We start from the raw sequence: 21,199 nt of genomic DNA on the forward strand, positions 1-21,199 counted from the left end.
ATCCGTGGGAGAACTCGCCGGCGAGGCCCTGCTGTTCCTCGGCTACCTCGCCCTGCTCACCCTCTTCGTCCTGTTCGTCGCCCCGGTGCTCGCCCTCGGGCAGGCGCTGCGGTTCGCCGGCACCCTGCTGCCCGCGTACGCCCGGCTGGTGCACTCGGTGCTGCGCCGGCTCGACCCGCAGTACCAGACCAGGCCGCTGCCCCTCCCCGAAGAGGAGGACCAACCCGCCCACCGGAACTACTGGTTCGGCCCCGCGCAGCGGGATCTGCGGCTGATCGGCGAGCACGGCTTCCGGCTGTACCGGCAGCGGGCGGTGGACGCCTTCCGGGCGGTCAACGACCGGATCGAGCAGAGCCCGGCCCGGCAGCGGCCGTTCTCCGTGCCGGTGGGGCTGGCCCTGCACGTGGGGCTGCTGGCCGGGCTGGCCGTGGGCGGGGCGGCGCTGCTGCTGCTCCAGCTCGGGCAGGGGGCGCTGGCCGGGCTGGCCCAGACCGGGGCCCGGGCCACCGCCGGGGTGCTGCGCGGGCTCGACCTGGCGGCGCTGCGGCTGCGCGGGCTTCAGGACGGGGTGCTCTGCCCGCACTGCTTCGAACGGGTGCCGCTGCCCGAGCACGAGTGCGCCGAGCCGGAGTGCCGGCGGCGGCACTCCCGGCTGCTGCCGGGGCGGTACGGGATCCTGCGCCGCCGCTGCGCCTGCGGACAGCGGTTGCCCACCACGCTGCTCGGCGGCCGGTACCGGCTGCCCGGCTACTGCACCCACGCCCACTGCTCACGCCAACTCAGCACCGAGACCGGACGGTTGGCCGAGTTCGCGCTGCCCTTGATCGGCGGCCGGGCGGCCGGCAAAACCCTGCTGATGGCCGCCGTGCTGGCCCAGCTGCAGCGGCCCGGCCCGGGCGGGCGCACCCGCGGCCGGTTCGCCGACCAGGAGACCGAGGAGCGCTACCGGCTGCTGCGCGAGGTGCTGGAGATCAGCGGGCACCCGCGGGCCACCCCGCGCGAGATCCGCCGGGCCCACTCCGTCCTACTCGACCACGACAGCCCGCCGCGCCTGCTGCACCTGTTCGACACCGCCGGCGAGCGGTTCGGCAACCGGGCGGACACCGACGTGCTGCGCTACGCCCGGGCGGCCCGCACCTTCCTCTTCGTGCTCGACCCGCTCGCGGTGTCCACCTTCACCGCCGGCCTGCACCCCTCCCAGCGCGCGCAGTTGGACCTCGGGCTGGCCTCCGACATGCCGCCCCAGCAGGTCTTCGACCAGGCGGTGGAGGCGATCCGGGCGATGGCGGTGCCGCTGCGCCGCTGCCGGCTCGCGGTGGCGATCAGCAAGACCGACCTGCTGGCCCCGGCGCTCGGCTGGCGCACCGACTGGGCCCGGCAGCAGGACAGCGCGGTGGCGGCGGCCTGGCTGGAGCAGGAGCTGGGGCAGGGCAACCTGGTGCGGGCCATGCGGCTGACCTTCGGCGAGGTGCGGTTCTTCTTCACCGCCGCCCGGCTGGCCGAGGGCGGGCGGGCCGAGGACGCCGGGGTGCACGAGAGCGTGGCTCCGCTGGTCGACTGGTGCCTGGCCGGCCGCCAGCGCCGCCGGCTGCGGGCCCCGGCCCGGCGCGCGAGCGGGCCGGGCACCGGCCCGAAGGTCGCCTTCCCGGGCGCCCAACCACTCGAGGAGGAGCCGATGAGCTTGTGAACGACCTTTCCTGGTGCGATCGTTGGGCACATGCTTGGGGGACCTGACCGTGAGACCGTGCTGGACGAGCTGCGCACCGTGCGGCGGGCCGGTCCGCTGCGGCTGCACGAGCTCGACCTGCCGGGCCTGGCCGCGCTGGCCGGCCGGGCCGGCGGCATCGAGGCGCTGCTGCGCCGCGCGGTGAGCCGGCTGGAGGAGGGCAAACTGCGGGAGGCGGCAGCGCACTCGCTCGGGCTCTCCCCGGGCACCAGCGACGCGCCGCCCGCCGACCGGCGCAAGCGCGCGGCCGAGGTCTACTCGGTGAGCGTGGAGCGCTTCCGGCGCCACCAGGAGCTGCTGCTGCTCGGCCGGCTCGCCGACCAACTGACCGATCCGGCCGAGCCGTTCACGCCCTTCGAGGAGGAGTCGCCGTCCTCGCACCGGCTGCTGCAGGTGCCGCACCAGCGCGGCCCGGTCCAGGTGCAGGTGCACGCCCACCCGGTCGACCTGCTCCGGGACGTGGACGTGGTGGTCTCCCCCAGCAACGTCTACCTGGCGCTGGCCGAGCCGTACAAGGCCTCCGTCTCGGCCGCGCTGCGCCGTTCGGGGGCGCTGCGCGGGCCCACCGGGGACGTGATCGAGGACCGGCTCGCGGTGGAGCTCCGGCGCTGGCTGGACGAGCACGGGGCGGCCGGCCGGGCCGTGCCGCCCGGCACCGTGGCCCCCACCTCGGCCGGGGCGCTGGTGGAGCAGGGGGTGCGCCGGGTCTACCACGCGGCGCTGGCCGTGCCCCGGGCCGGCACCAACGACTACGACGTGCACCCGGCCGACGTCACCCGCTGCGCCGCCCGGGCCCTGGCCCTGCTGGCCGAGGAGCACGCGGCGCACCGACCGCCGCTGCGCTCGGTCTGCTTCCCGCTGCTCGGCGCCGGCCGAGGCGGGCTCCAGCCCGAGCTGAGCCTGCGGGCGCTCTGGGCCGCCGTGGAGGCCGAGCTCTCCCGCGGCGCCCCCTGGGAGCTGCACCTGCTGGTCCGGCACCCGCACCAACTGCGGCTGGTCGGCGCGGTGTTGGGGGCACGCTGAGGGTGGTGCGGCCCGGGGCCGGGCCGCACCACGGAGTGTCAGGAGACGCTGACCGCGCTCCAGGCGGCGGCCACCGCGTTGTACTCGGCGCTGCCCGCGCCGTACAGGTCGGTGGCGGCGCTCAGCGAGGCGGTGCGGGCCCCCTTGTAGGTGGTGGTGGAGGTCATGTAGACGGTGAGGGCGCGGTACCAGATCTTGGCCACCTTCTGGTTCCCGATCCCGCTGACGGTCGAGCCGTTGCAGGTCGGGCTGTTGTAGGCGTAGCCGTTGATGGTCTTGCTGCCGCTGCCCTCGCTGGCCAGGTAGAACCAGTGGTTGCCCACGCCCGAGGAGTTGTGCACGTCGAGCCGGCCGACGGTCTTGCTCCAGCAGTCGGCCGAGGCGCCGTCCAGCGAGGGCTTGTCGAAGCGCCGCAGCCACGGCGGGGTCGACTGGTCGCTGAACAGGTAGTCGGGGGTGTCCACCGCGTTGTTGGCGTACCACTCGACCATGGTGCCGAAGATGTCGCTGGTCGACTCGTTGAGGCCGCCGGATTCACCGCTGTACCGGAGGTTGGCGGTGGCGCTGGTGACGCCGTGGGTCATCTCGTGGCCCATGGTGTCGAGGTCGACCTGCTCGGGGTCGGTGGTGCCGTTGCCGTCGCCGGTCATCATGCAGAAGCAGGCGTCCGACCACTGGGCGTTGTCCCAGTTGGTGCCCACGTGCACGAAGACGGTGGCGCCCTTGCCGTCGTTCTTGATGCCGTTCCGGCCGAAGGTGTTCTTGTAGTAGTCGTACGTCCAGGCCGTGTTGGCGTGGGCGTCCACGGCCGCGGTGGTGCGGTCGGTGGAGAACTTCCGGCCGTCGCCCCAGACGTTGTCGGCGTCGGTGACCAGGGTGCCCGAGGTGGCCTTGACCGAGCTGGAGGAGAGGTTGTGCGCGTCCCGGGTGCGGTGGCCGCGCACCGGGTCGATCAGCGCGTAACTGCCGTCGGCCTGCTGGGTGGTGGCGATCGATATGTCGCCGGTGTACTCGGAGTGGCCGGTGCCGGTGGCCTGCTCGTCGGCCGAGTAGGACTCGATCTGCGCACCGGTGGCGGCGTCGGTGACCACCACCTGGCCGGCGGGCTGGCCGTGCGGACCGGTGCCGGTCACCGTGGTGCGCCAGGCCAGGCGCGGGGTGCCGTCGGCGGCCCAGACCACCAGCTCGGGGGTGCTGGTGGCGGCGCTGATCTGGGGGGCGGCCTGGAGCGCGTGGCCCGCACTCTGCTGGGCGGCCACCACGGGGACGGTGCTCTTGACGGCCGGGTCGTGGGCGGCGGCCTTCGAGGAGGTCTTGAAACGGCCCTTGGCGTCCTGGTGCACCACCAGGTCGCCGCCGACCACGGGCAGGCCGCGGAAGGTGCGGTCGAAGCGGACGTGCTGGCTGCCGTCGGCGTCGATGATGACGTCCTTGACCACCAGGCCCTGGTCGGCGCCGAAGCCGAAGTCGGCGGCGTGGCGGGCCACGTTGGCCTGGGCCCTGGCTATCGCGGCGTCGCGGGTGCTGACGGCGGAGGCCGTCCCGGCGGGCACGGTGACGGTGACGAGGGCGGCGGCGACCAGCGCGGCACCGGCCGCGAGTTGACGACGCCGAGAGGAGGAGGGGCTCACTCTGACTCCAGTGGGGTGGCTCAAGCGAACAAGTGGTCAGAGCTTGTCGGCGCACAGCCAACCCCGCCATCCCCCGGGCAAAATCTTCACCAACTCGTAGCCAATTCCGATCATCGGACTGACCCCGGTATGGTCGACGCATTACCTGCCATTGGGACCAACCACCCGATACCGCTCGACCGGAGGACGGATCACCATGGGGCCACGGGCCTGGTCGGCCACCGTGGCCGTGAACCTGCTGCTCGGCGTGCCGGCGGTGGTGCCGCTCTGGCTGCTCTGGTACTTCGCCGCGAACTGGCCGCTGGCCGAGCTCGGTTGGACCCAGCGCGAGCCCACCGAGAACGACGGCCCGCTCCCCTGGCTGGTGCTCGGCCTGCCGATCGTGCTCGGCTCCGCCCTCCTCTGGTGGCTGGCCAACCGCCCCCTGCGCCGCCGCCACCCCACCCGCGCCCACTGGCCGGTGGCCGCGCTGGCCACCCTCACCCCGACCCTCGCGCTGGCCCTGCACACCTGAGCCCCTCAGGCGTGCAGGGCCACCTACCCCCTGCATCGACTACCGGAATCCCCCTACTTCTCGGCCGGCAGCTGGTAGACGTGATCGGGCGTGAGGATCGAGGTGACCGCCTCGGCGAAGACGGTGCTGGGCTCGTTGCCCTGGTACGTGATGTCGGAGTTGATCAGGATCACCATGGTGGCGTCCTGCTCCGGCAGGTACATCGTCACGCTCTCGTACCCGGGCAGCGAGCCGTTGTGGCCCACCCAGCCGTGGGTGCGGAACAGCCCGAGGCCGTAACCCGCGTCGGTGAAGCCGGGCACCGGGACGAACTGCTCCCGCTGCCGCTGGGTCTCCGGCGAGAGCAGCTCCCCGGTGGCCACCACCTTGGCCCAGCGGCGCAGGTCGTGCAGGTCGGAGACCTCCGCCCCGGCCGTCCAGGCCCAACTCGGGTTCCAGTGCGTGGTGTCGGCCTCCGCACCGCTGAGCGTCTGCTCGGTGTAGCCGTGCGCGTGCGGGTCGGGGAAGGCCGCGTCGGTGGCCAGGAAGGTGTGGTGCAGGTGCGCCGGGCCGGTGACCCGCTCGCGCAGGAACACGTCGGCCGGCTTCTGCCCGAGCTTCTCCACCAGCAGCCCGAGCAGCACGTAGTTGGTGTTCGAGTACTGGAACTGCGTGCCCGGGGCGAACACGTTGCAGTGCTTGAACGCGTAGGCCAGCAGCTGCTCCGGGGTGAACGGCCGGTTCGGGTCGCCCAGGAAGTCCTGCACGAAGTCCGGGTCGAAGGTGTACGAGTACAGGCCGCTGCGCATCTCCAGGATCTGACGCACCGTGATGTGCTCGCCGTCCGGCACGCCGTCCAGGTAGGTGGCGATCGGCGCGTCCAGCTCCACCAGCCCGTCGTCGACCAGTTCGAGCACGGCGGTGGCGGTGAAGGTCTTGGTCTCGCTGCCGATCCGCATGTTGAGGTCCGGCCTCATCGGCGCCCCGGTCGCCTTGTCGGCCACCCCGGTCGACTTCACGTACGCGCCCCGGCCCGGGAACCAGAGCCCGACCGTGACGCCCGGCGTGCCGGTCTCCTGCCGGACCCGCTCGATCGCCTGGTCGAGCTGCGCGGTGACAGCGGGGTCGAAGCCGGGCTCGCCGTGCTCGGGGTGGCCGGGCTCGGGGTGATCGGGCTCGGGGTGCCCGGCCGCGACGGCCGTCGGGCGGTGCTGGGCGCCGGGCGGCGCGGCCTGGGCGGCGGGGGCGGCGAGGGCCACGGGGAGGAGGGTGCCGAGAGCCACCAGGGCGGTGGCGAGTCGGCGGCCGGAGACACGGCGCACGGCGGGTACTTCCCTTCCGGGGGACGGGGCTGCTTGTCAGGCCAAGGTCACCCCGCACCCCGGTCACGCCCGCGCGCCCGCCGGGCCACCCCGGCGAGTCCACCCGTACGGACCCGTACCGGCCCTTACCGGCCCTTACCCACCCGTACGACCACGGACGGCCCGCCGCCCGCCGCAGCCCGGACGCCCTCCCCGGGGGGGCTCCTGATCACGGTAGGCTCGCCGCCGAATGGTACTGGCGAGTAGGGAGGCTCCCCGGTGACAGATCAGCTCGGCACGCTGCTCCGGCAGTTGCGCCGTCGGGCGGGGCTGACCCAGGAACAGGTGGCGGAACGTTCGGGCGTCAGCGTCCGCACCATCCGCCGTCTGGAGACCGGCAAGTCCGCCGACCACCGCCTCGGCACGGTGCACCTGCTCGCCGACGCCCTCCAGGTGACCCCCGAGGACCGCCAACGCCTCGCCGCCACCCTGGCCAGCACCCGCGCCGCCGCAGCCGACCAGTCGGCCACGGCCGAGGAAGCGGCACCGGCAGCGGCACCGGAGGCGCAGCCGCTGGCGGTGGAGCCGCAGTCGGTGGCCACGGAAGCGGTAGACGCCGCACCCGGCCCCCCGGACGAGCAGCCACCGCCGGCGGCCCCGGCGCCGCCCGAGGCGCCGGCTCCCTACGCCGTGCCCGAGCCGTTCCTGGCGCCCGGGCCCGTGGCCGGGGAGCTGGGGGAGGCGGCGCGGGTGCTGGCCTCGGAGATCCGGCGGCGGTGGCGGCGGGAGGAGGAGCAGCGGCAGGTGCACGATCCGTACCCGCTGCCAGTGCGGTGGGAGCCGGCGCCGGCCGGGCTGACGGACCGTCCGGAGAACGTGCAGCGGCTGGGGCCGGGGGCCTCGGCGGCGGAGCTGGACCTGAGCGGTGACCTGCGCGGGGTGGCCGAGGTGTACCGGCGGATCTCCTCCGGGCGGCTGGTGGTGCTCGGCCGGGCCGGCTCGGGCAAGTCGATCCTGACCATCCGCTTCGTGCTGGACCTGCTGGAGAGCACCCCGGTCGGGCCGGGCGGCACCGCCCGGGTCCCGGTGATCTTCAGTCTGGGCGCCTGGGACCCGACCACCACCGCGCTGAGCGACTGGCTGACCGAGCGGTTGCTGCGCGACCACCCGCACCTGGCCCGCCGCGGCCCCGGCGGCACCACCCTGGCCGCCGCGCTGATCGACGCCGACCTGGTGCTCCCGGTGCTGGACGGCTTCGACGAGCTCGCCGAGGGCCTGCGCCGGGACGCCCTGGCGGCGCTCAACGCGACCTCGATGCCGCTGGTGTTGACCAGCCGTCGGCCGGAGTACGCGGCGGCCGTCCGCGCCGCCCACTCCCCGCTAGTCTGGGCGGCCGGCATCGAGCTGACCGACCTCACCCTGGACACCCTGGCCGGCTACCTGCCCCGCACCGCCCGCGCGGTGGCCCCTGAGCCGGGGGCCACCGGCCGCACCTCGGTCTGGGACGGCGTGCTGGCCGAGCTCCGGGCCGGCGGCACGCCGGCCCGCGCGCACCTGGCCGCCGTGCTGACCACCCCGCTGATGGTGATCCTGGCCCGCACCCTGTACAGCGACGCCCCCGACCGCGATCCGGCCGAGCTGCTCGACCTCGACCGCTTCCCCACCGCCCGGGCGGTGGAGGAGCACCTGCTGGCCGGTTTCGTGCCGACCGTCTACCGGCCGCGCCCGGCCGGTCCGCCGGCGGGCGGCGGCGCGGCCCGCAGCTGGGCGCCGGACCGGGCCCAGCACTGGCTGGGCCACCTCGCCGACCACCTGGTGCGGCTGGACCGCGAGCGGCAGGACCTGGCCTGGTGGCAGATCGGCGACTCGCTGCGGCTCTCCACCCGGGTGCTGGCGGTGGTGCTGGGCACCGCGCTCTGCGTGGCGGTGGCCGACTGGCTGATCGCCCCGGTGCTCTACCGGGTCGGGGCGGGCGAGGTCTTCCTGCAGGGCGCCATGATGGGCCCGGTGGCCGGGCTGGCCTTCGGCGCGGTGTACGCGGTGCTGTCGGCCTACGGTGGCCGGACGCTCTTCGAACCGGCCCGGGTGCAGCTCCGCCTGCCACGCACCCTGCCGGGGGAGAACGGCGGCGGCTTCGGCCGCCACATCGGGCGCGTCTTCCTGCGACGGTTCGTCAGCGGGCTGCTCGGCGGCGCGGTGATGGGCACGGGCTGCGCCTGCGCGCTGCTGCTGGAGCGGTGGGTCTACCTGGGGGTGCCGATCACCAACCCGGCGGTGCTCAAGGGCACCGCGATCAACATGGTCTGCTTCGGGCTGGTCTTCGGCCTCTCCGCCGGTCTGATCTTCGGTCTGGTCGCCGCCCTGGAGACCCCGGTGGACACCGCCTCCGCCGCGACCCCGACCAGCCTGCTGGCGGCCAACCGCGCGACCGTCGGCCGCCAGCTCCTGGTGATGGCCCCACTGTTCACCCTGACCATCGCCTTCGGCGGCCGGCTGCTGATCGACCTGCTGCAGGGCCCGCTCGGGCCGCTCTTCTGGACCGTCCCGGACGGGCTCTTCATCGGCGTGGTGGCCGGTCTGGGCGGCGGGGCCGCGTACGTGCTGACCTTCACCGCCTGGGGCCAGTGGCTGCTGTTCGGCCGGTTCTGGCTGCCGTTGACCGGTCGACTGCCGTGGGCCGCGGTGGCCTTCCTGGACGACGCCTACCGGCGCGGGGTGCTGCGGCGCACCGGCGCGGTCTACCAGTTCCGCCACATCCGGCTCCAGCACCACCTCGGCCAGCACTACCGCACCCGCCGCCGCAACTACCGCCCGGCCACCTTCGACCCCGGTCACTGATGACCGGTCGGATGTCCTGTCCCCGGACGGCTCCCCGCACCAGCATCGGAAGGGCCGAGCTCCGGCACCCCGGCTGTCATGACCGTGACCAGCGGCCGTGACCACCCCCTCAGGAGACCCCCGCATGAAGACCCTGCGCACCACCGTCGCCGCCGCGACCCTGGCCCTGACCGCCCTGGTCACCGCCGCCCCAGCCCAGGCCGACGTGCCGGGCGCCCAGGCCCTGCTCCAGGCGGGCGCCGCCAAGGGCGTCGCCGACGGCTACCCCGCCGTGATCGGCCTGGTCCGCAGCGGCGACACCACCCGGTACGCGGTGGCCGGGGTCAAGGACGTCACCACCCGCACCCCCGCCGACCCGAAGGCCAAGTTCCGGATCGGCAGCAACACCAAGGCCTTCACCTCCACCGTGCTGCTCCAGCTGGAGGCCGAGGGCCGGCTCTCGCTGGACGACACCGTGGCCAAGTGGCTGCCCGGCTCCGTCAACGCCAACGGCTACGACGGCACCAGGATCACCGTCCGCGAGCTGCTCAACCAGACCTCCGGCCTACCCGAGTACGCCGTCGGCAACTTCACCACCCAGTACGCACTCAACACCCAGCCCAACCAGCCCTGGGCCCCGCAGACCCTGGTCAACCTCGCACTCGCCAGCCGCGCGCCCGTCTCGGCCCCGGGCCAGACCTGGGCCTACGCCAACACCAACTACGTGCTGGCGGGCATGGTGATCACCGCCGTCACCGGCCGCACCCCTGCCGCCGAGATCACCGACCGGATCATCACCCCGCTCGGGCTGACCGACACCAGCTTCCCGACCAGCGACCCCAACATCTACGGCAACTTCCTGCACGGCTACCAGTACCCGATCGGCACCCCGTTCCTGATCCTCGACGAGACCGTCTCGGACGTGCAGACCTACGGCGCCGCCGGGGCGATGATCTCCACCCTGGACGACCTGGCCACCTTCCAGCGGGCCCTGCTCGGCGGCACGCTGCTGCCGGCCGCCCAGGAGACCGAGCTCAAGACCACCGCCCCGATCAGCGCCACCGCCGGCTACGGCCTCGGCATCTTCCACACCCAGCTGGCCTGCGGCTGGGCCTGGACCCACGCCGGCGCCGTGCTCGGCTACTTCAGCAACTGGTACAGCAACGAGGACGGCAGCAAGCAGAGCGTCATCGCCGACTCCGAGTTCCACATGGCCACCCCTACCCGGGGGCAGACCGACACCTCGAACGCCCAGGTCAACGCCTTCTGCGCGCTCTGATCCAGCCGCCGCACGCGGTGCCGCCGACACACGGGGGTCGGCGGCACCGCCATGCCCGGTCAAGACCGACCGGTCTCAGTCGGTCAGCCAGACGTAGGCGGCGAAGCGGCCGGTGGTGCGGTCGCGGCGGTAGGAGAAGAAGTCCCGGTCCTCGATCGTGCAGCGCTCGTCCTGGCGGACCTCGCCGACCCCGGCCCGGGCGAGCTGGGCGGTGATGCCGGCCCGGACGTCCAGCGAGGGGGTGCCCTGCCGGGTGGTGGCGTACAGCTCGGGGAGGGCGGCCGCGCCCTCGGCCCGCAGCTCCTCGGAGACCTCGTAGCAGAGCCCGCAGGCCAGCGGGCCGACCAGCGCGACCATCCGGGCCGGTTCGGCCCCGCGTGCGGCCATCGCCTCGACCAGCGCGGGCACCACGCCCGAGACGGTGCCGACCCGCCCGGAGTGGGCGGCGCCGACCAGCCGGGCCACCGGGTCGGCCAGCAGCACCGGGGCGCAGTCGGCCGAGAGCGCGGCCAGCCCCAGCCCGGGCCGGTCGGTGAACACCGCGTCCAGCGGCGGAGCCTCGGCCCCGAACGGCTCGGTCACGTAGGTCACGTCCCGGCTGTGCACCTGCCGCATCAGCACCACCCGGTCGGGCGCCAGCCCGAGCTCCCGGGCCGTCAGCTCCCGGTTGCGCCGCACCGTCTCGGGGTCGTCGCCCACCGCGCCGCTGAGGTTGCGGCTGTCGTACGGGGCCGTGCCGACCCCGCCGTGCCGGGTCGCGACGGCGTAGCGGATGCCGGGGCCGAGCTCCTGGGTGTCCATACCGTGCTCCACTGCCTCTCGCGGCGGGCCGCCCCCGGCGGGCCCTGGTGACCGGGGTCAGCCTATGCGCTCCGCCGCGGCCCCGGCCGCCGGTCACTCCTCGGGTATGTCCAGCGGAATTCCGAGCGCCTCCAGCAGCTCGAAGAACAGCTCCTCCACCCCCTCGTCGGCGGCCGCCCCCAGCACCTCCGCCAGGTGCTCCCCGTCCGGCGCGAGCCCGAGCCCGCCCGCCCAGGCGGCGGCCTTGGCGGCCACCGCCGCGGGCTCCTGGAGCCGCTCCTCGGGGAAGCCGTAGTCGAGCGCCAGGTCCTGGTCGAGCACGCAGCTCCAGGCCCCGGCCACCGGGCCGAGCACCTCGACCACGGCCACGTCACCGTCGATCACGTGCACCAGCAGCGCCGGACCGTCCGTCACCCCGGCGCCCTCGAACTCGCCTTGGGCCAACTGCCAGCCGCCCTCCCCCTCCCAGACCCGCTCGACCCGGCCGCCGGACGCGGCCGAGTGCTCCACCAGCGCCCGCTCGGAGCGCACCACCAGGAAGTCACCGGAGAAACCCATGGCCCGGAGACTAGGACAGCCGACTGACACCGTCTCAGCCCGCTGTGTCGCTGCCCGGAGGGCCCGGGCGGGCGCGGGAGAATCCGGTGGTCCGCCGACCGGCGGCGGACCTGGGATGGGAGCCGCCGTGAAGTGTGCCGCGCTGCTGACCGATGCGTTCGGACGCGTCCGGGAGACCGTCCACGACGTCCTGGAGGGGCTGACCGCGGAGGAGCTCGCGGCCCGGCTCGACCCGGCGGCGAACTCGATCGCCTGGCTGGTCTGGCACCTGACCCGGGTGCAGGACGACCACCTGGCCGACGCGGCGGGCACCGAGCAGGTCTGGACCACCGACGGCTGGTACGAGCGCTTCGCCCTCCCCTTCCCGGCCCGGGCCACCGGCTACGGCCACCGCTCGGCCGAGGTGGCGGCCGTCCGCCCGGACGGCCCGCAGCTGCTGGCCGGCTACCACGACGCCGTCCACGAGCGCACCCTCGCCTTCGTCCAGGGCCTCACCGGCAGCTCGCTCGACCGGGTGGTGGACGAGAGCTGGACCCCCTCCGTCACCCTCGGCGTCCGCCTGGTCAGCGTGGTCTCCGAGGGCCTCCAGCACGTCGGCCAGGCCGCCTTCCTCCGCGGCGTGCTCCGCCGCCAGGCCGGCTGACCCCGCCCACCCGGGCACCGTCGACCGACCCCGCTCACCCACCCGGCGGTGCCCACCCGGCGGGGCGCCCGGAGCGCTGGTAGGACTCGGACCAGTACGACCAGTACCAGCGGCACGACGGGCGCGAGGTCCGCGCCGATCGCGACGGGAGCCACCGCCATGGACAACTACCCCCTGCTCAACCTGTTCTGGACGATGCTGGAGTTCTTCCTCTGGATCCTCTGGTTCTTCCTGCTCTTCAAGGTGATCAGCGACATCTTCCGCAGCCACGACATGAGTGGTTGGGGCAAGGCCGGCTGGATGGTGCTGGTCATCCTGCTGCCGCTGCTCGGCGTGCTGGTCTACGTGATCGTCCGGGGCAAGTCGATGGGCGAACGCGACCTGGCGCAGGCCCGGCGGAGCGAGGAGGCCTTCCAGAGCTACGTCCGGCAGGCGGCGGGCACCGGGCCGAGCCACGCGGACGAGCTGGCCAAGCTCGGCGAGCTGCGCAGCAAGGGCGTGCTGAGCGAGGAGGAGTTCCAGAAGGCCAAGGAGAAGCTGCTCGCCTGAGCGGATTCTCCGTCTCGATACCCCCGGGGGTACCATCGGACGGACCGTCCCCCACCCCGAGGAGCCCCCGATGTGCCGACGCGTGACCTGCCGCACCTGTGGCAAGGCCGGCTACGCCGGCTGCGGCCAGCACGTGGACCAGGTGCTGGCCGGCGTGCCCAAGGCCGACCGGTGCAGCTGCGAGCGCGGCGCCGGCGGCGGCCGGCTGAGCCTGCGCCGCCTGCTCGGCCTGGGCTGACCGAGCGGCGACCGAGCCCGTCCGCACCCCGCTGCGGACGGGCCTTTCACTGCCCCGAGAAACACCCCCGGGGGTATTTGGCGAGCGAGCCGGCCCGTTGCTACGCTCGCCGACATACCTAGGGGGGTATCCGAGAACTGGAGAACCACCGTGGACTACGCCCTCACCACCCGGCTCGACCTGCCCTTCGCCGAGGCCGTCGAACGCGTCCGGGCCGCCCTGGCCGAGCAGGGCTTCGGCGTGCTGACCGAGATCGACGTCAGGCAGACCCTGCACACCAAGATCGGCGCCGAGGTCGAGGACTACCTGATCCTGGGCGCCTGCAACCCGCCGCTGGCCCACCGCGCGCTGAACGCCGACCGGCACATCGGGCTGCTGCTGCCCTGCAACGTGGTGGTCCGCGCGGTCGAGGGCGCCACCCTGGTGGAGGCGATCGACCCGCAGGTCATGGTGCGGCTCAGCCCCTCCGCCGAGCTGGCCGCCGTGGCCGACGAGGCCACCGGCCGGCTGCGCGCCGCCCTGGCCGCCCTGGGCGGTGCGCAGTGACCACCGCCGCTCCCCCGATAGCCCGCCGGGCCGCGCCGGGCGGAGCCCCCGGTCCGCTCGGACGGCTCGGCGACTGGTCCGTCCGCCACCTGCGGGTGGTGCTGGTCGGCTGGCTGGTGGTGGTCGCCGGGCTCGGCGCCTTCGCCCCGCAGGTCACCTCGGCGCTCTCCGGCGCCGGGTGGCAGGCCAACGGCTCGGATTCGGTGCGGGTCCGCGAGCTGGCCGAGGCGCACTTCGGCGGCAACGCCTCCTCCGCCGTCCAGATCGTGATCGCCGCCGACCGGCCGGTGACCGACCCCGCCGTCGGCCGGGTGGTCGAACGGGCCACCGCGCTGGCCGCCGCCGACCCCCGGATCGCCGGCGTCCTCCCGCCCAGGCCCGGCGCCACCCTCAGCCCGGACGGCCGCACCGCCGTGCTGCTCGCCGGGGCCAAGGCCTCCCCGGACGACATGGTCCGCGCCGCCGACGAGCTCAAGGGCCCGCTGGCCGCCCTCTCCGGCGACGGCGTCCGGGTCAGCGCCACCGGCGCCTCGGTGCTGTGGAGCGACTTCAACGCCGCCAACCACGACGCGATGATGAAGTCCGAGCTGCTCTCCTGGCCGGTCACCCTGGCCATCCTGGTGCTCGCCTTCGGCTCCCTGGTCGCGGCCGGGCTGCCGCTGCTGCTCACCATGGCGGGGCTGGCCGCCTCGGCCGGCTCGCTGGTGCTGATCAGCCACCTCTTCCCGATCTCGGTCTGGGCGATGAACTTCGCCATGATGTTCGCCCTCGCCCTCGGCATCGACTACGCGCTCTTCGTGGTGGTCCGCCACCGGGCCGCCCTGGCCCGGCACGGCGACCGCCGCCGGGCCGTGGCCGAGACCATGGACACCGCCGGCAAGGCCGTGCTGCTCTCCGGCGCCACCGTGCTGGTCAGCCTCTCGGCCGTCATGCTGGTGCCCTCCCCGGCCTTCCGCTCGATGGCGGGCGGCATCATGCTGGCCGTCCTCTTCGTGCTCGCCGCCACCCTGACCCTGCTGCCCGCCGTCCTCGGCCGCCTCGGCCACCGGATCGACGCGCTCGCCCTCCCCTCGGCCCGCCGCAACCCGGCCGCCGCCGGGCGTTCAGCCGCCGCCGGTGGTTCAGCCGCCGATGGTCCAGCTGCCGCCGATGGGTCTGCCGATACTGCGGGTTCGCCGCGCTTCGCCGCCTGGGGCGAGCGGCTCTGGCGGCATCCCGTCCGGTACGGCGCCGCCGCCCTGGTCGCGCTGCTCGCGCTCACCGCGCCGGTGCTCGGGCTGCGCACCGCGATGCCCTCGATCACCGTGCTGCCGGAGGAGGCCGGCGCGCGGACCGGCTACACCGCCGTCCAGCAGGCCTTCGGCCCCGGCGCGCCGGGCACGCTCCAACTGCTCGCCCCGAGCGGCCAGGCCGAGCAGGCCGCCGCGCGGGCGGCCGCCACGCCCGGCATCGGGGGCGTGCTGCCGGCCCAGGCCGCCGCCGACGGCTCCGGCTGGTCGCTGATCCAGGCCGTACCGACCGTCGACCCCTCCGACCCGGCGCTCGGCGACACCGTCCGCACGCTCCGGGCCGAGCTGCCCGCCGGCACCCTGGTCGGCGGCGCGGCGGTGGAGAACCTCGACCTCCAGCACCTGCTGACCGAGAAGACCCCGCTGGTCATCGGCGTGGTGCTGACGCTCGGCTTCCTCCTGCTGCTGCTCGCGCTGCGCGCCCCGCTGATCGCGGCGCTCGGCACCCTTGCCAGCCTGCTCTCCACCGGCGCCGCCTTCGGCACCGCCCGGCTGGTCTTCCAGGACGGCCACGGCGCCGGCCTGCTCGGCTTCAAGTCCCAGGGGTTCCTGGACGGTTGGGCACCGGTGTTCTTCTTCGCGATGATCTTCGCGATCGCGATGGACTACACCGTCTTCCTGCTCGCCTCCGCCAAGGAGCACTACGAGCGCACCGGCGACCCGCGCCGGGCGATGGTCGGCGCGCTGGCCCACTCCGGCCGGGTGGTCTTCGCGGCGGCAGCCGTGATGGTCGCGGTCTTCTTCACCTTCGCGCTCTCCGGGCCGCTGCCGCCCAAGGAGATGGGCATCGTGCTCGGGGTGGCCGTGCTGCTGGACGCCGCACTGGTGCGGCTGGTGCTGCTCCCGGTGCTGCTCCGGCTGACCGGCCGGGCCGCCTGGCACACGCCCCGCCGGCTGGACCGGGTGCTCCCCCGGATCTCGTTCTCGCACGACTGGCCACGGCGGGGGCCGTCGCCCGGGTCCGCCGGGGTCCACGCTGCCCGCTTGCATACCCCTGGGGGTACTATGGCCTCGGCCGGGCTTCCACCCGGGCCGGGGCCCGCACACCAGCCGGGGCCCGTGAATCCGGCTGGGCCCGCGAAAGGAGAGACCGCACCATGAAGGTGGACGACGAGGCGGTCGGCGCCGTGCTCAACCGGCTCCGCCGGGCCCAGGGCCAGTTGGCCGGGGTGATCGCGATGATCGAGGCCGGCCGCGACTGCAAGGACGTGGTCACCCAGCTCGCCGCCGTCAGCCGCGCCCTCGACCGGGCCGGCTTCAAGATTGTGGCCAGCGGCATGCGGCAGTGCATGGCGGCGGCCGACGAGGACACCCCGCCGATGACCGAGGCCGAGCTGGAGAAGCTCTTCCTCGCCCTCGCCTGACGCCGGGTCCCTACTGACTCCGGGTCTTCGCTGACGCCAGGTACTTCGTGACGCCGGGTTCTTACCGACTCCGGGTCTTCGCTGACGCCGGGTCTTCGCTGACGCCGGCTCCTTCCTGACGCCGGGTCTCTACTGCCGCCAGGTCATTGCCACTGGGTCTTACCGCCGCCGGGTCTTTACAGGCGCGCGGAGGTGGTCCAGGCTACGGCCCCATGACCGCACCCCCTGCCCCCGCCGAGCCCGCCGAGCCCGTGGCCGCCCGGCTGCTCGAGGCCAACCTCGAGACCGCCGAGGCGATCGCCGCGCTGCTGCGGGAGCGGCCCGGGGCGGCGGCCACCCCGATCCCCGGGGCCACCTGGACGGTCGGCGAAGCCGCCGCCCACCTGGTGCTCGCCAACCGCCTGATGGCCGAACTCGCCGACGGGCTCGACCGCCCGTACGGCGACGGCACCCCCGGCTCGCTCGCCGCCGCCAACGAGGAGAGCCTGGCCGCGTACCCCGAACGCGACCCGCTCGTCCTGGGCGCCGAACTCGTCCGCCACGCCCGGGCCTTCGCCGACGCCTGCGCGGGCCGCCCGGCCGACCAGCCGGCGCGCACCCCGCTCGGCCCGATGGACCTGGGCACCCTCGCCTCGTACCTGCTGACCCACCAGCTCGGCCACGGCTGGGACCTGGCCCGGGCACTGCGCCGCCCGCACATGGTGAGCCGCGAGCGGGTCGAGCTCTCGCTCCCGTTCCTGCTGCTCGCCATGCCGCGGGTGGTCGACCCGGCCCGGGCGGCCGGCCTCCGGGCCACCTTCGCGGTCGGCCTGCGCGGCGGGCCCCGCTACGGCGTGAGCTTCGACGGCGGCGCCGTCGCCGTCAGCCACCGCGCACCGGAGCGGCCCGACTGCACCATCGTCTGCGAGCACCTGACCTTCTTCCTGCTCGCCCTCGGCCGCCGCACCCCCGCCCAGGCCCTCGCCCGGGCCGGCACCTTCGCCTGGGGCCGCCGCCCGTGGCTCGCCCCGCGCTTCCCCACCTACTTCGCCGCCCCCTGAGCCCGGTCTACGCTGATCGGCCCCACCCGGGCCGCCGGGCCCGCGGTGCCCGGCCCAAGATGGGGCATGCCCACCGCGCAGCACCACGTCCCCCGCCTCCGGCGGGTCTACGAACCGCCAGAGCCGGCCGACGGCACCCGGATCCTGGTCGACCGCCTCTGGCCGCGCGGCCTGGCCAAGGCCGTGGCCGGGGTGGACGAGTGGCCCAGGGAGCTCACCCCCTCCAACGAGCTGCGCCGCTGGTACCACGGCCCGGAGGGCGAGTGGTCGGAGTTCCGCCGCCGGTACGAGGCCGAGCTGGCCGCCCCGGCCGCCGCCGAGGCGCTGGACCGGCTCCGCGGACTGACCGCCGCCGGGCCGGTCACCCTGCTCACAGCCGTCAAGGAACCCGAGCGGAGCCACGCCTCGATCCTGCGCGACCAGCTCGGATCGGGCTGAGGGCGGGCCGACCTCAGAGGGTCGCGATCCCGAGCACCAGCGGCGCCACCGCGACCAGCAGCAGCACGCCCGCCGGCGGGGCGCCCTTGGCATCGCCCGCGCGCAGGTGGGCGATCACGGCGCCGAGGAAGTACAGGATCACCCCGACCGCCGCCGCCACCCCGAGCGGCCGCACCGCTATCCCGACCAGCAGGCCGACCGCCCCGGCGAACTCCAGCGCCGCCAGCCGGGGCAGCCAGGCGCCGGGCACGCCGATCGCGGTCATCCCGGCGACGATCTTCTCGTCCTTCACCAGCTTGGCCCGGCCGGAGGCCCCGAGCACCAAGGCCAGCAGAACGGCGAGCACGACATAGGCGACGGACATGAGTACCTCTTCGCGAGTTGGTTACCAAAGGAGGGCTGGTTACTTCTTGTGCCCTGGGTGATTGTGGGCGATCCTGCCGGGGTGAGAGAAGACCGCACTTCAACCATCCCTACGCACACCGGTGTGACCACCCCCGCCCCCGAGGCCCCGCTGGCGGTGATCCCCGGCGGGCACCGGCCCGAATCCTGCCACCTGCGCGAGGTGCTCGACCGGGTCGGCGACAAGTGGAGCGTGCTGGTGATGGCCATGCTCGGCAGCGGGCCGCTCCGCTACTCCGAGCTGCGCCGCGCGATCGAGGGCATCTCGCCCCGCATGCTCACCCTCACCCTGCGCAGCCTGGAGCGCGACGGCCTGGTCACCCGGACGGTCACCCCCACCACCCCGCCCCGGGTCGACTACGCCCTGACCCCGGTCGGCCAGACCCTCTCGGTCGAGGTGCGCGGCCTGATCGACTGGGCCGAGGCGCACCGCGCCTACATCGCCGACTCCCGCACCGCCTTCGACCAGGCCGCCACCCCGGACCCCGCCTGACCGGCGTCCACCGGCCTCAGGAGTCGAGCAGCTCGGCCAGGTCCGCCGCCGGCAGCCAGTCCCGGTCCGGCCGGTACTCCAGCCAGCGGCGCTCACGCCCGGCGGCAGCGAACCCGGCCACCAGCGCCGCCGTCTCCCGCTGCCCGGTCGGCCCCCGTAGCCCCGCCGGCCCGGAGCCGGCCGGCTCCGCCGTACGCCAGATCAACGACCAGGCGTACAGCGGGGTCGGCTCCACCAGCGGCCGGACCACCACCGTTGGGCGGCCGGCCCTCGCCTCGGCCCGGTACGGCAGTTCGGCCGGCAGCAGGGTGAAGCCGCCCGGCGTGGCCCGGACCCGCTCGACCAGGTGCTCCAGGCCCAGGTTGGCCTCGCCCGGCACCGGCACGGCCCCGAACCGCTCGGCGAACTCCCGTAGGAAGTCCAGCCGTTCGGCCGCCGCCGGGAAGAGCAGCGGCAGCCCGGCCAGCTCGTCCGGCCGCACCGCGTCCCGCCCGGCCAACGGGTGGTCGGCCCCGAACAGCACGTCCACCGGCTCCAGCCGCACCAACCGGTGCGCGATCGCCGTGCCCGCCGTCCCCGGCATGGTCGCCGTGCCCGCCGCGGTCATGCCTCCGGCCGGAGCGCGGTAGCGGCCGAAGCCGGCCTCCGCCTCTCCACGCACCAGGGCCGCCGCCACCCCGTCGAGGTCCCGCCCGGAACCGACCTCCACCTGCACCCCGGCGGTGGCCGCGAGCGCCACCCGCACCGTGCGCAGCGGTTCGAAGAGGTGCCCCCAGACGTCCAGCCGCACCGGGCCGGCTCCCGCCCGCGCCGCCGCGACGGCTGCCACGGCCCGCTCTCCGGCGGCCAGCGCGGCCCGGGCGGGTTCGAGGAACGCCCCTCCGGCCTCGGTGAGTTCGACCCCGCCGGGCTCCCGGTCGAACAGTCGCGCCCCCAACTCCCCCTCCAGCCGGGCGATCCGCTTGGAGAGGCCCTGCTGGGTGAGCGCCAACCCCTCGGCGGCGCGCCGGAAGTGCCGCCACTCGGCCACCGCGACGAAGGCCCTCACCTGGGCGAGATCGAGATCCACACCCGCCATCCTGGCCGACAACCATCGGCTGTCAACCCCGCCCTCCGGTTGTTGGACCGCCCCCGCCCCACGGCGGTTGGCTGTCCTCACCGACCTCCCACCAGCACCGCCGAGGAGCCCCCGATGACCACCGAGACCGTCACCCAGGCCGCCGCGTCCACCACCCCCGTCACCCCTGGCGCCGTCGTCCGCCGCTACATCGAGGCGATCATCGCGGGCGACGGCGCGACCGTCGCCGACAGCTTCACCGAGGACGCGGTCTGGAGCTACCCGGGCGACCTGCCGCTGAGCCGCGACTGGCGCGGCCGGGACACCATCGTGAACGAGTTCCTGGGCGGGGTGCGCACGCTCTTCGCCCCCGACGGGATGCCGGTGGTCACCCTCACCAACCTGCTCGCCGACGGCGACACCGTGGTCGCGGAGTGGACGGCTGTCGGGACGGCGGTCACCGGCCTGCGCTACGAGAACCACTGCCTGGGCCTGTTCACCGTCCGGGACGGGCGGATCGCGGCGGTGCGGGAGTACCTGGACACCGCGCACGTGGGGCGGGTGCTGTTCGGCACCCAGGGCTGACCCGCCGGAGGGCCCGGGCTGCGGCCGATTGTCAGTGCCCTGTGCCAGCCTGATGGTGTGTGAGGAGCACCCGTGCGGGCGCCGGCGGAGCGGCGGCCGGCAGCACGGGTCCGACCGAGGAGACCGAGGACCATGACCACCATCGAGTACCGCGCCGGTCAGCCCAGCTGGATCGACCTGGGCTGTCCGGACGTGCCGGCCGGCACCGCCTTCTACCGGGCCGTCTTCGGCTGGGACTTCCTGTCGGCCGGGCCGGAGGCCGGCGGGTACGGGATGTTCCAGCAGGACGGCAGGACAGTCGCCGCGATCGGCGGCCTGGAGGAGGGCGCCACCTCCGCCTGGACGGTCTACTTCCAGACGCCGGACGCGGACGCCGTGGCCAAGGCCGTCGAGCAGGCCGGCGGCACCGTCCGCCTCGCGCCCTTCGACGTCATGGACGCGGGCCGGATGGGCCAGTTCACCGACCCGACCGGCGGCGAGTTCGCCATCTGGCAGCCGGGCCGCACCGTCGGCCTGGACCAGACCGGAGCCCCGGGCAGCCTCTGCTGGGCCGAGCTGCACACGGCCGACCCGGCCGCCGCCCTCGCCTTCTACCGGGCCGTGTTCGGCTGGCGCTCGGCCGACTCCGGGGTGCCCGGGGTCGAGTACACCGTGCTCTCCACCGCCACCGGCGAGCAGCCCGAGGCGGGGTTCGGCGGGCTCGCCGGCCTGCACGAGGCCCTCCGCCCCGGCTGGCTCGTCCACTTCACCGTCACGGACGTGGACGCCACCGCCGCCGCGACCACCACGGCCGGCGGCTCGATCGTGATGCCCCCGGCCGACGTCCCGACCGTGGGCCGGATCGCCGTCTTCGCCGACCCGTTCGGCGCCCAGTACGCCGTGATCAGCCCGCTCCCGCGCGAGGCGTGAGCGCCTGCCTGCCGCTG

General features: G+C 74.6%; 22 protein-coding genes. 16 read left to right on the forward strand and 6 right to left on the reverse strand.

Annotation, left to right across the window (positions count from 1 at the left end):
* The first annotated feature begins 4 nt into the window (after window positions 1-4).
* Both CFP65_RS07145 and CFP65_RS07150 read left to right on the forward strand, forming a co-directional pair.
* A complete protein-coding gene (locus CFP65_RS07145; RefSeq protein ID WP_104815288.1) occupies window positions 5-1,687 on the forward strand; it encodes a hypothetical protein in 1,683 nt (560 codons plus the stop codon).
* A 30-nt stretch (window positions 1,688-1,717) separates the two neighbouring features.
* Window positions 1,718-2,749, forward strand: a complete 1,032-nt coding sequence (locus CFP65_RS07150) for a macro domain-containing protein (protein ID WP_158702072.1) — start codon at window positions 1,718-1,720, stop codon at window positions 2,747-2,749.
* Between the two features lie 38 nt (window positions 2,750-2,787).
* On the opposite strand, the gene CFP65_RS07155 is transcribed toward CFP65_RS07150, so the two are convergent.
* Window positions 2,788-4,380, reverse strand: a complete 1,593-nt coding sequence (locus CFP65_RS07155; RefSeq protein ID WP_104815289.1) for a M4 family metallopeptidase — start codon at window positions 4,378-4,380, stop codon at window positions 2,788-2,790.
* A gap of 196 nt (window positions 4,381-4,576) precedes the next feature.
* Between CFP65_RS07155 and CFP65_RS07160 the strand changes: the two genes are divergently transcribed.
* Window positions 4,577-4,894 (forward strand): hypothetical protein, encoded by a 318-nt coding sequence (locus CFP65_RS07160; RefSeq protein ID WP_104815290.1) that lies wholly within the window; start codon window positions 4,577-4,579, stop codon window positions 4,892-4,894.
* Between the two features lie 53 nt (window positions 4,895-4,947).
* Here the strand turns inward: CFP65_RS07160 and CFP65_RS07165 are convergent, their stop codons facing one another.
* Window positions 4,948-6,195 carry a serine hydrolase gene (locus CFP65_RS07165; RefSeq protein WP_104815291.1) on the reverse strand — a complete coding sequence of 416 codons (1,248 nt, stop codon included), beginning with the start codon at window positions 6,193-6,195 and terminating at the stop codon, window positions 4,948-4,950.
* A gap of 258 nt (window positions 6,196-6,453) precedes the next feature.
* On the opposite strand from CFP65_RS07165, the gene CFP65_RS07170 reads away from it, so the two are divergent.
* Both CFP65_RS07170 and CFP65_RS07175 read left to right on the forward strand, forming a co-directional pair.
* Window positions 6,454-9,012, forward strand: coding sequence for a helix-turn-helix transcriptional regulator (locus tag CFP65_RS07170; protein WP_104815292.1), 2,559 nt, complete (start codon window positions 6,454-6,456; stop codon window positions 9,010-9,012).
* Between the two features lie 124 nt (window positions 9,013-9,136).
* Window positions 9,137-10,270, forward strand: a complete 1,134-nt coding sequence (locus CFP65_RS07175; RefSeq protein WP_104815293.1) for a serine hydrolase — start codon at window positions 9,137-9,139, stop codon at window positions 10,268-10,270.
* 75 nt (window positions 10,271-10,345) lie between these two features.
* Here CFP65_RS07175 and pgeF read toward each other — a convergent pair whose 3' ends face one another.
* Together pgeF and CFP65_RS38750 are read right to left on the reverse strand one after the other, a co-directional pair.
* Window positions 10,346-11,071 (reverse strand): peptidoglycan editing factor PgeF, encoded by a 726-nt coding sequence (pgeF, locus tag CFP65_RS07180; protein ID WP_104815294.1) that lies wholly within the window; start codon window positions 11,069-11,071, stop codon window positions 10,346-10,348.
* Between the two features lie 93 nt (window positions 11,072-11,164).
* Complete coding sequence (locus tag CFP65_RS38750; RefSeq protein WP_158702073.1) at window positions 11,165-11,629, reverse strand: hypothetical protein; 465 nt, start codon at window positions 11,627-11,629, stop codon at window positions 11,165-11,167.
* 127 nt (window positions 11,630-11,756) lie between these two features.
* Between CFP65_RS38750 and CFP65_RS07190 the strand changes: the two genes are divergently transcribed.
* From CFP65_RS07190 to CFP65_RS07220, 8 genes are all read left to right on the forward strand, one after another.
* Window positions 11,757-12,272, forward strand: a complete 516-nt coding sequence (locus CFP65_RS07190; protein WP_104820707.1) for a DUF664 domain-containing protein — start codon at window positions 11,757-11,759, stop codon at window positions 12,270-12,272.
* Window positions 12,273-12,431: 159 nt separating this feature from the next.
* Window positions 12,432-12,821, forward strand: coding sequence for an SHOCT domain-containing protein (locus CFP65_RS07195; protein ID WP_104815295.1), 390 nt, complete (start codon window positions 12,432-12,434; stop codon window positions 12,819-12,821).
* A gap of 70 nt (window positions 12,822-12,891) precedes the next feature.
* Complete coding sequence (locus tag CFP65_RS39640) at window positions 12,892-13,059, forward strand: hypothetical protein (protein ID WP_168219576.1); 168 nt, start codon at window positions 12,892-12,894, stop codon at window positions 13,057-13,059.
* A 150-nt stretch (window positions 13,060-13,209) separates the two neighbouring features.
* A complete protein-coding gene (locus tag CFP65_RS07200) occupies window positions 13,210-13,605 on the forward strand; it encodes a DUF302 domain-containing protein (protein WP_104815296.1) in 396 nt (131 codons plus the stop codon).
* Window positions 13,602-15,995: an MMPL family transporter gene (locus CFP65_RS07205; protein WP_104815297.1), complete on the forward strand. Its 2,394-nt coding sequence runs from the start codon at window positions 13,602-13,604 to the stop codon at window positions 15,993-15,995. The genes CFP65_RS07200 and CFP65_RS07205 overlap by 4 nt, the downstream gene beginning before the upstream one ends.
* Window positions 15,992-16,258: a metal-sensitive transcriptional regulator gene (locus CFP65_RS07210; protein ID WP_104815298.1), complete on the forward strand. Its 267-nt coding sequence runs from the start codon at window positions 15,992-15,994 to the stop codon at window positions 16,256-16,258. Before CFP65_RS07205 ends, CFP65_RS07210 begins: the two co-directional genes overlap by 4 nt.
* Window positions 16,259-16,470: 212 nt before the next feature.
* Window positions 16,471-17,298: a maleylpyruvate isomerase family mycothiol-dependent enzyme gene (locus CFP65_RS07215; RefSeq protein ID WP_104815299.1), complete on the forward strand. Its 828-nt coding sequence runs from the start codon at window positions 16,471-16,473 to the stop codon at window positions 17,296-17,298.
* 66 nt (window positions 17,299-17,364) lie between these two features.
* Window positions 17,365-17,736, forward strand: a complete 372-nt coding sequence (locus CFP65_RS07220; RefSeq protein WP_104815300.1) for a DUF488 domain-containing protein — start codon at window positions 17,365-17,367, stop codon at window positions 17,734-17,736.
* A gap of 13 nt (window positions 17,737-17,749) precedes the next feature.
* On the opposite strand, the gene CFP65_RS07225 is transcribed toward CFP65_RS07220, so the two are convergent.
* Entirely contained in the window at window positions 17,750-18,100 is a 351-nt protein-coding gene (locus CFP65_RS07225) for a DoxX family protein (RefSeq protein ID WP_104815301.1), read from the reverse strand.
* 123 nt (window positions 18,101-18,223) lie between these two features.
* Here CFP65_RS07225 and CFP65_RS07230 point away from each other — a divergent pair, with 123 nt between their 5' ends.
* Complete coding sequence (locus CFP65_RS07230; protein WP_254552271.1) at window positions 18,224-18,631, forward strand: helix-turn-helix domain-containing protein; 408 nt, start codon at window positions 18,224-18,226, stop codon at window positions 18,629-18,631.
* A 16-nt stretch (window positions 18,632-18,647) separates the two neighbouring features.
* Here the strand turns inward: CFP65_RS07230 and CFP65_RS07235 are convergent, their stop codons facing one another.
* Window positions 18,648-19,709, reverse strand: coding sequence for a LysR family transcriptional regulator (locus tag CFP65_RS07235; RefSeq protein WP_174805512.1), 1,062 nt, complete (start codon window positions 19,707-19,709; stop codon window positions 18,648-18,650).
* 114 nt (window positions 19,710-19,823) lie between these two features.
* On the opposite strand from CFP65_RS07235, the gene CFP65_RS07240 reads away from it, so the two are divergent.
* Window positions 19,824-20,273 carry a nuclear transport factor 2 family protein gene (locus CFP65_RS07240; RefSeq protein WP_104815304.1) on the forward strand — a complete coding sequence of 150 codons (450 nt, stop codon included), beginning with the start codon at window positions 19,824-19,826 and terminating at the stop codon, window positions 20,271-20,273.
* Between the two features lie 132 nt (window positions 20,274-20,405).
* Complete coding sequence (locus CFP65_RS07245) at window positions 20,406-21,182, forward strand: VOC family protein (RefSeq protein WP_104815305.1); 777 nt, start codon at window positions 20,406-20,408, stop codon at window positions 21,180-21,182.
* Window positions 21,183-21,199: the final 17 nt, after the last annotated feature.

The sequence above is a fragment of the Kitasatospora sp. MMS16-BH015 genome (assembly GCF_002943525.1).
Taxonomy (GTDB): Bacteria; Actinomycetota; Actinomycetes; order Streptomycetales; family Streptomycetaceae; genus Kitasatospora.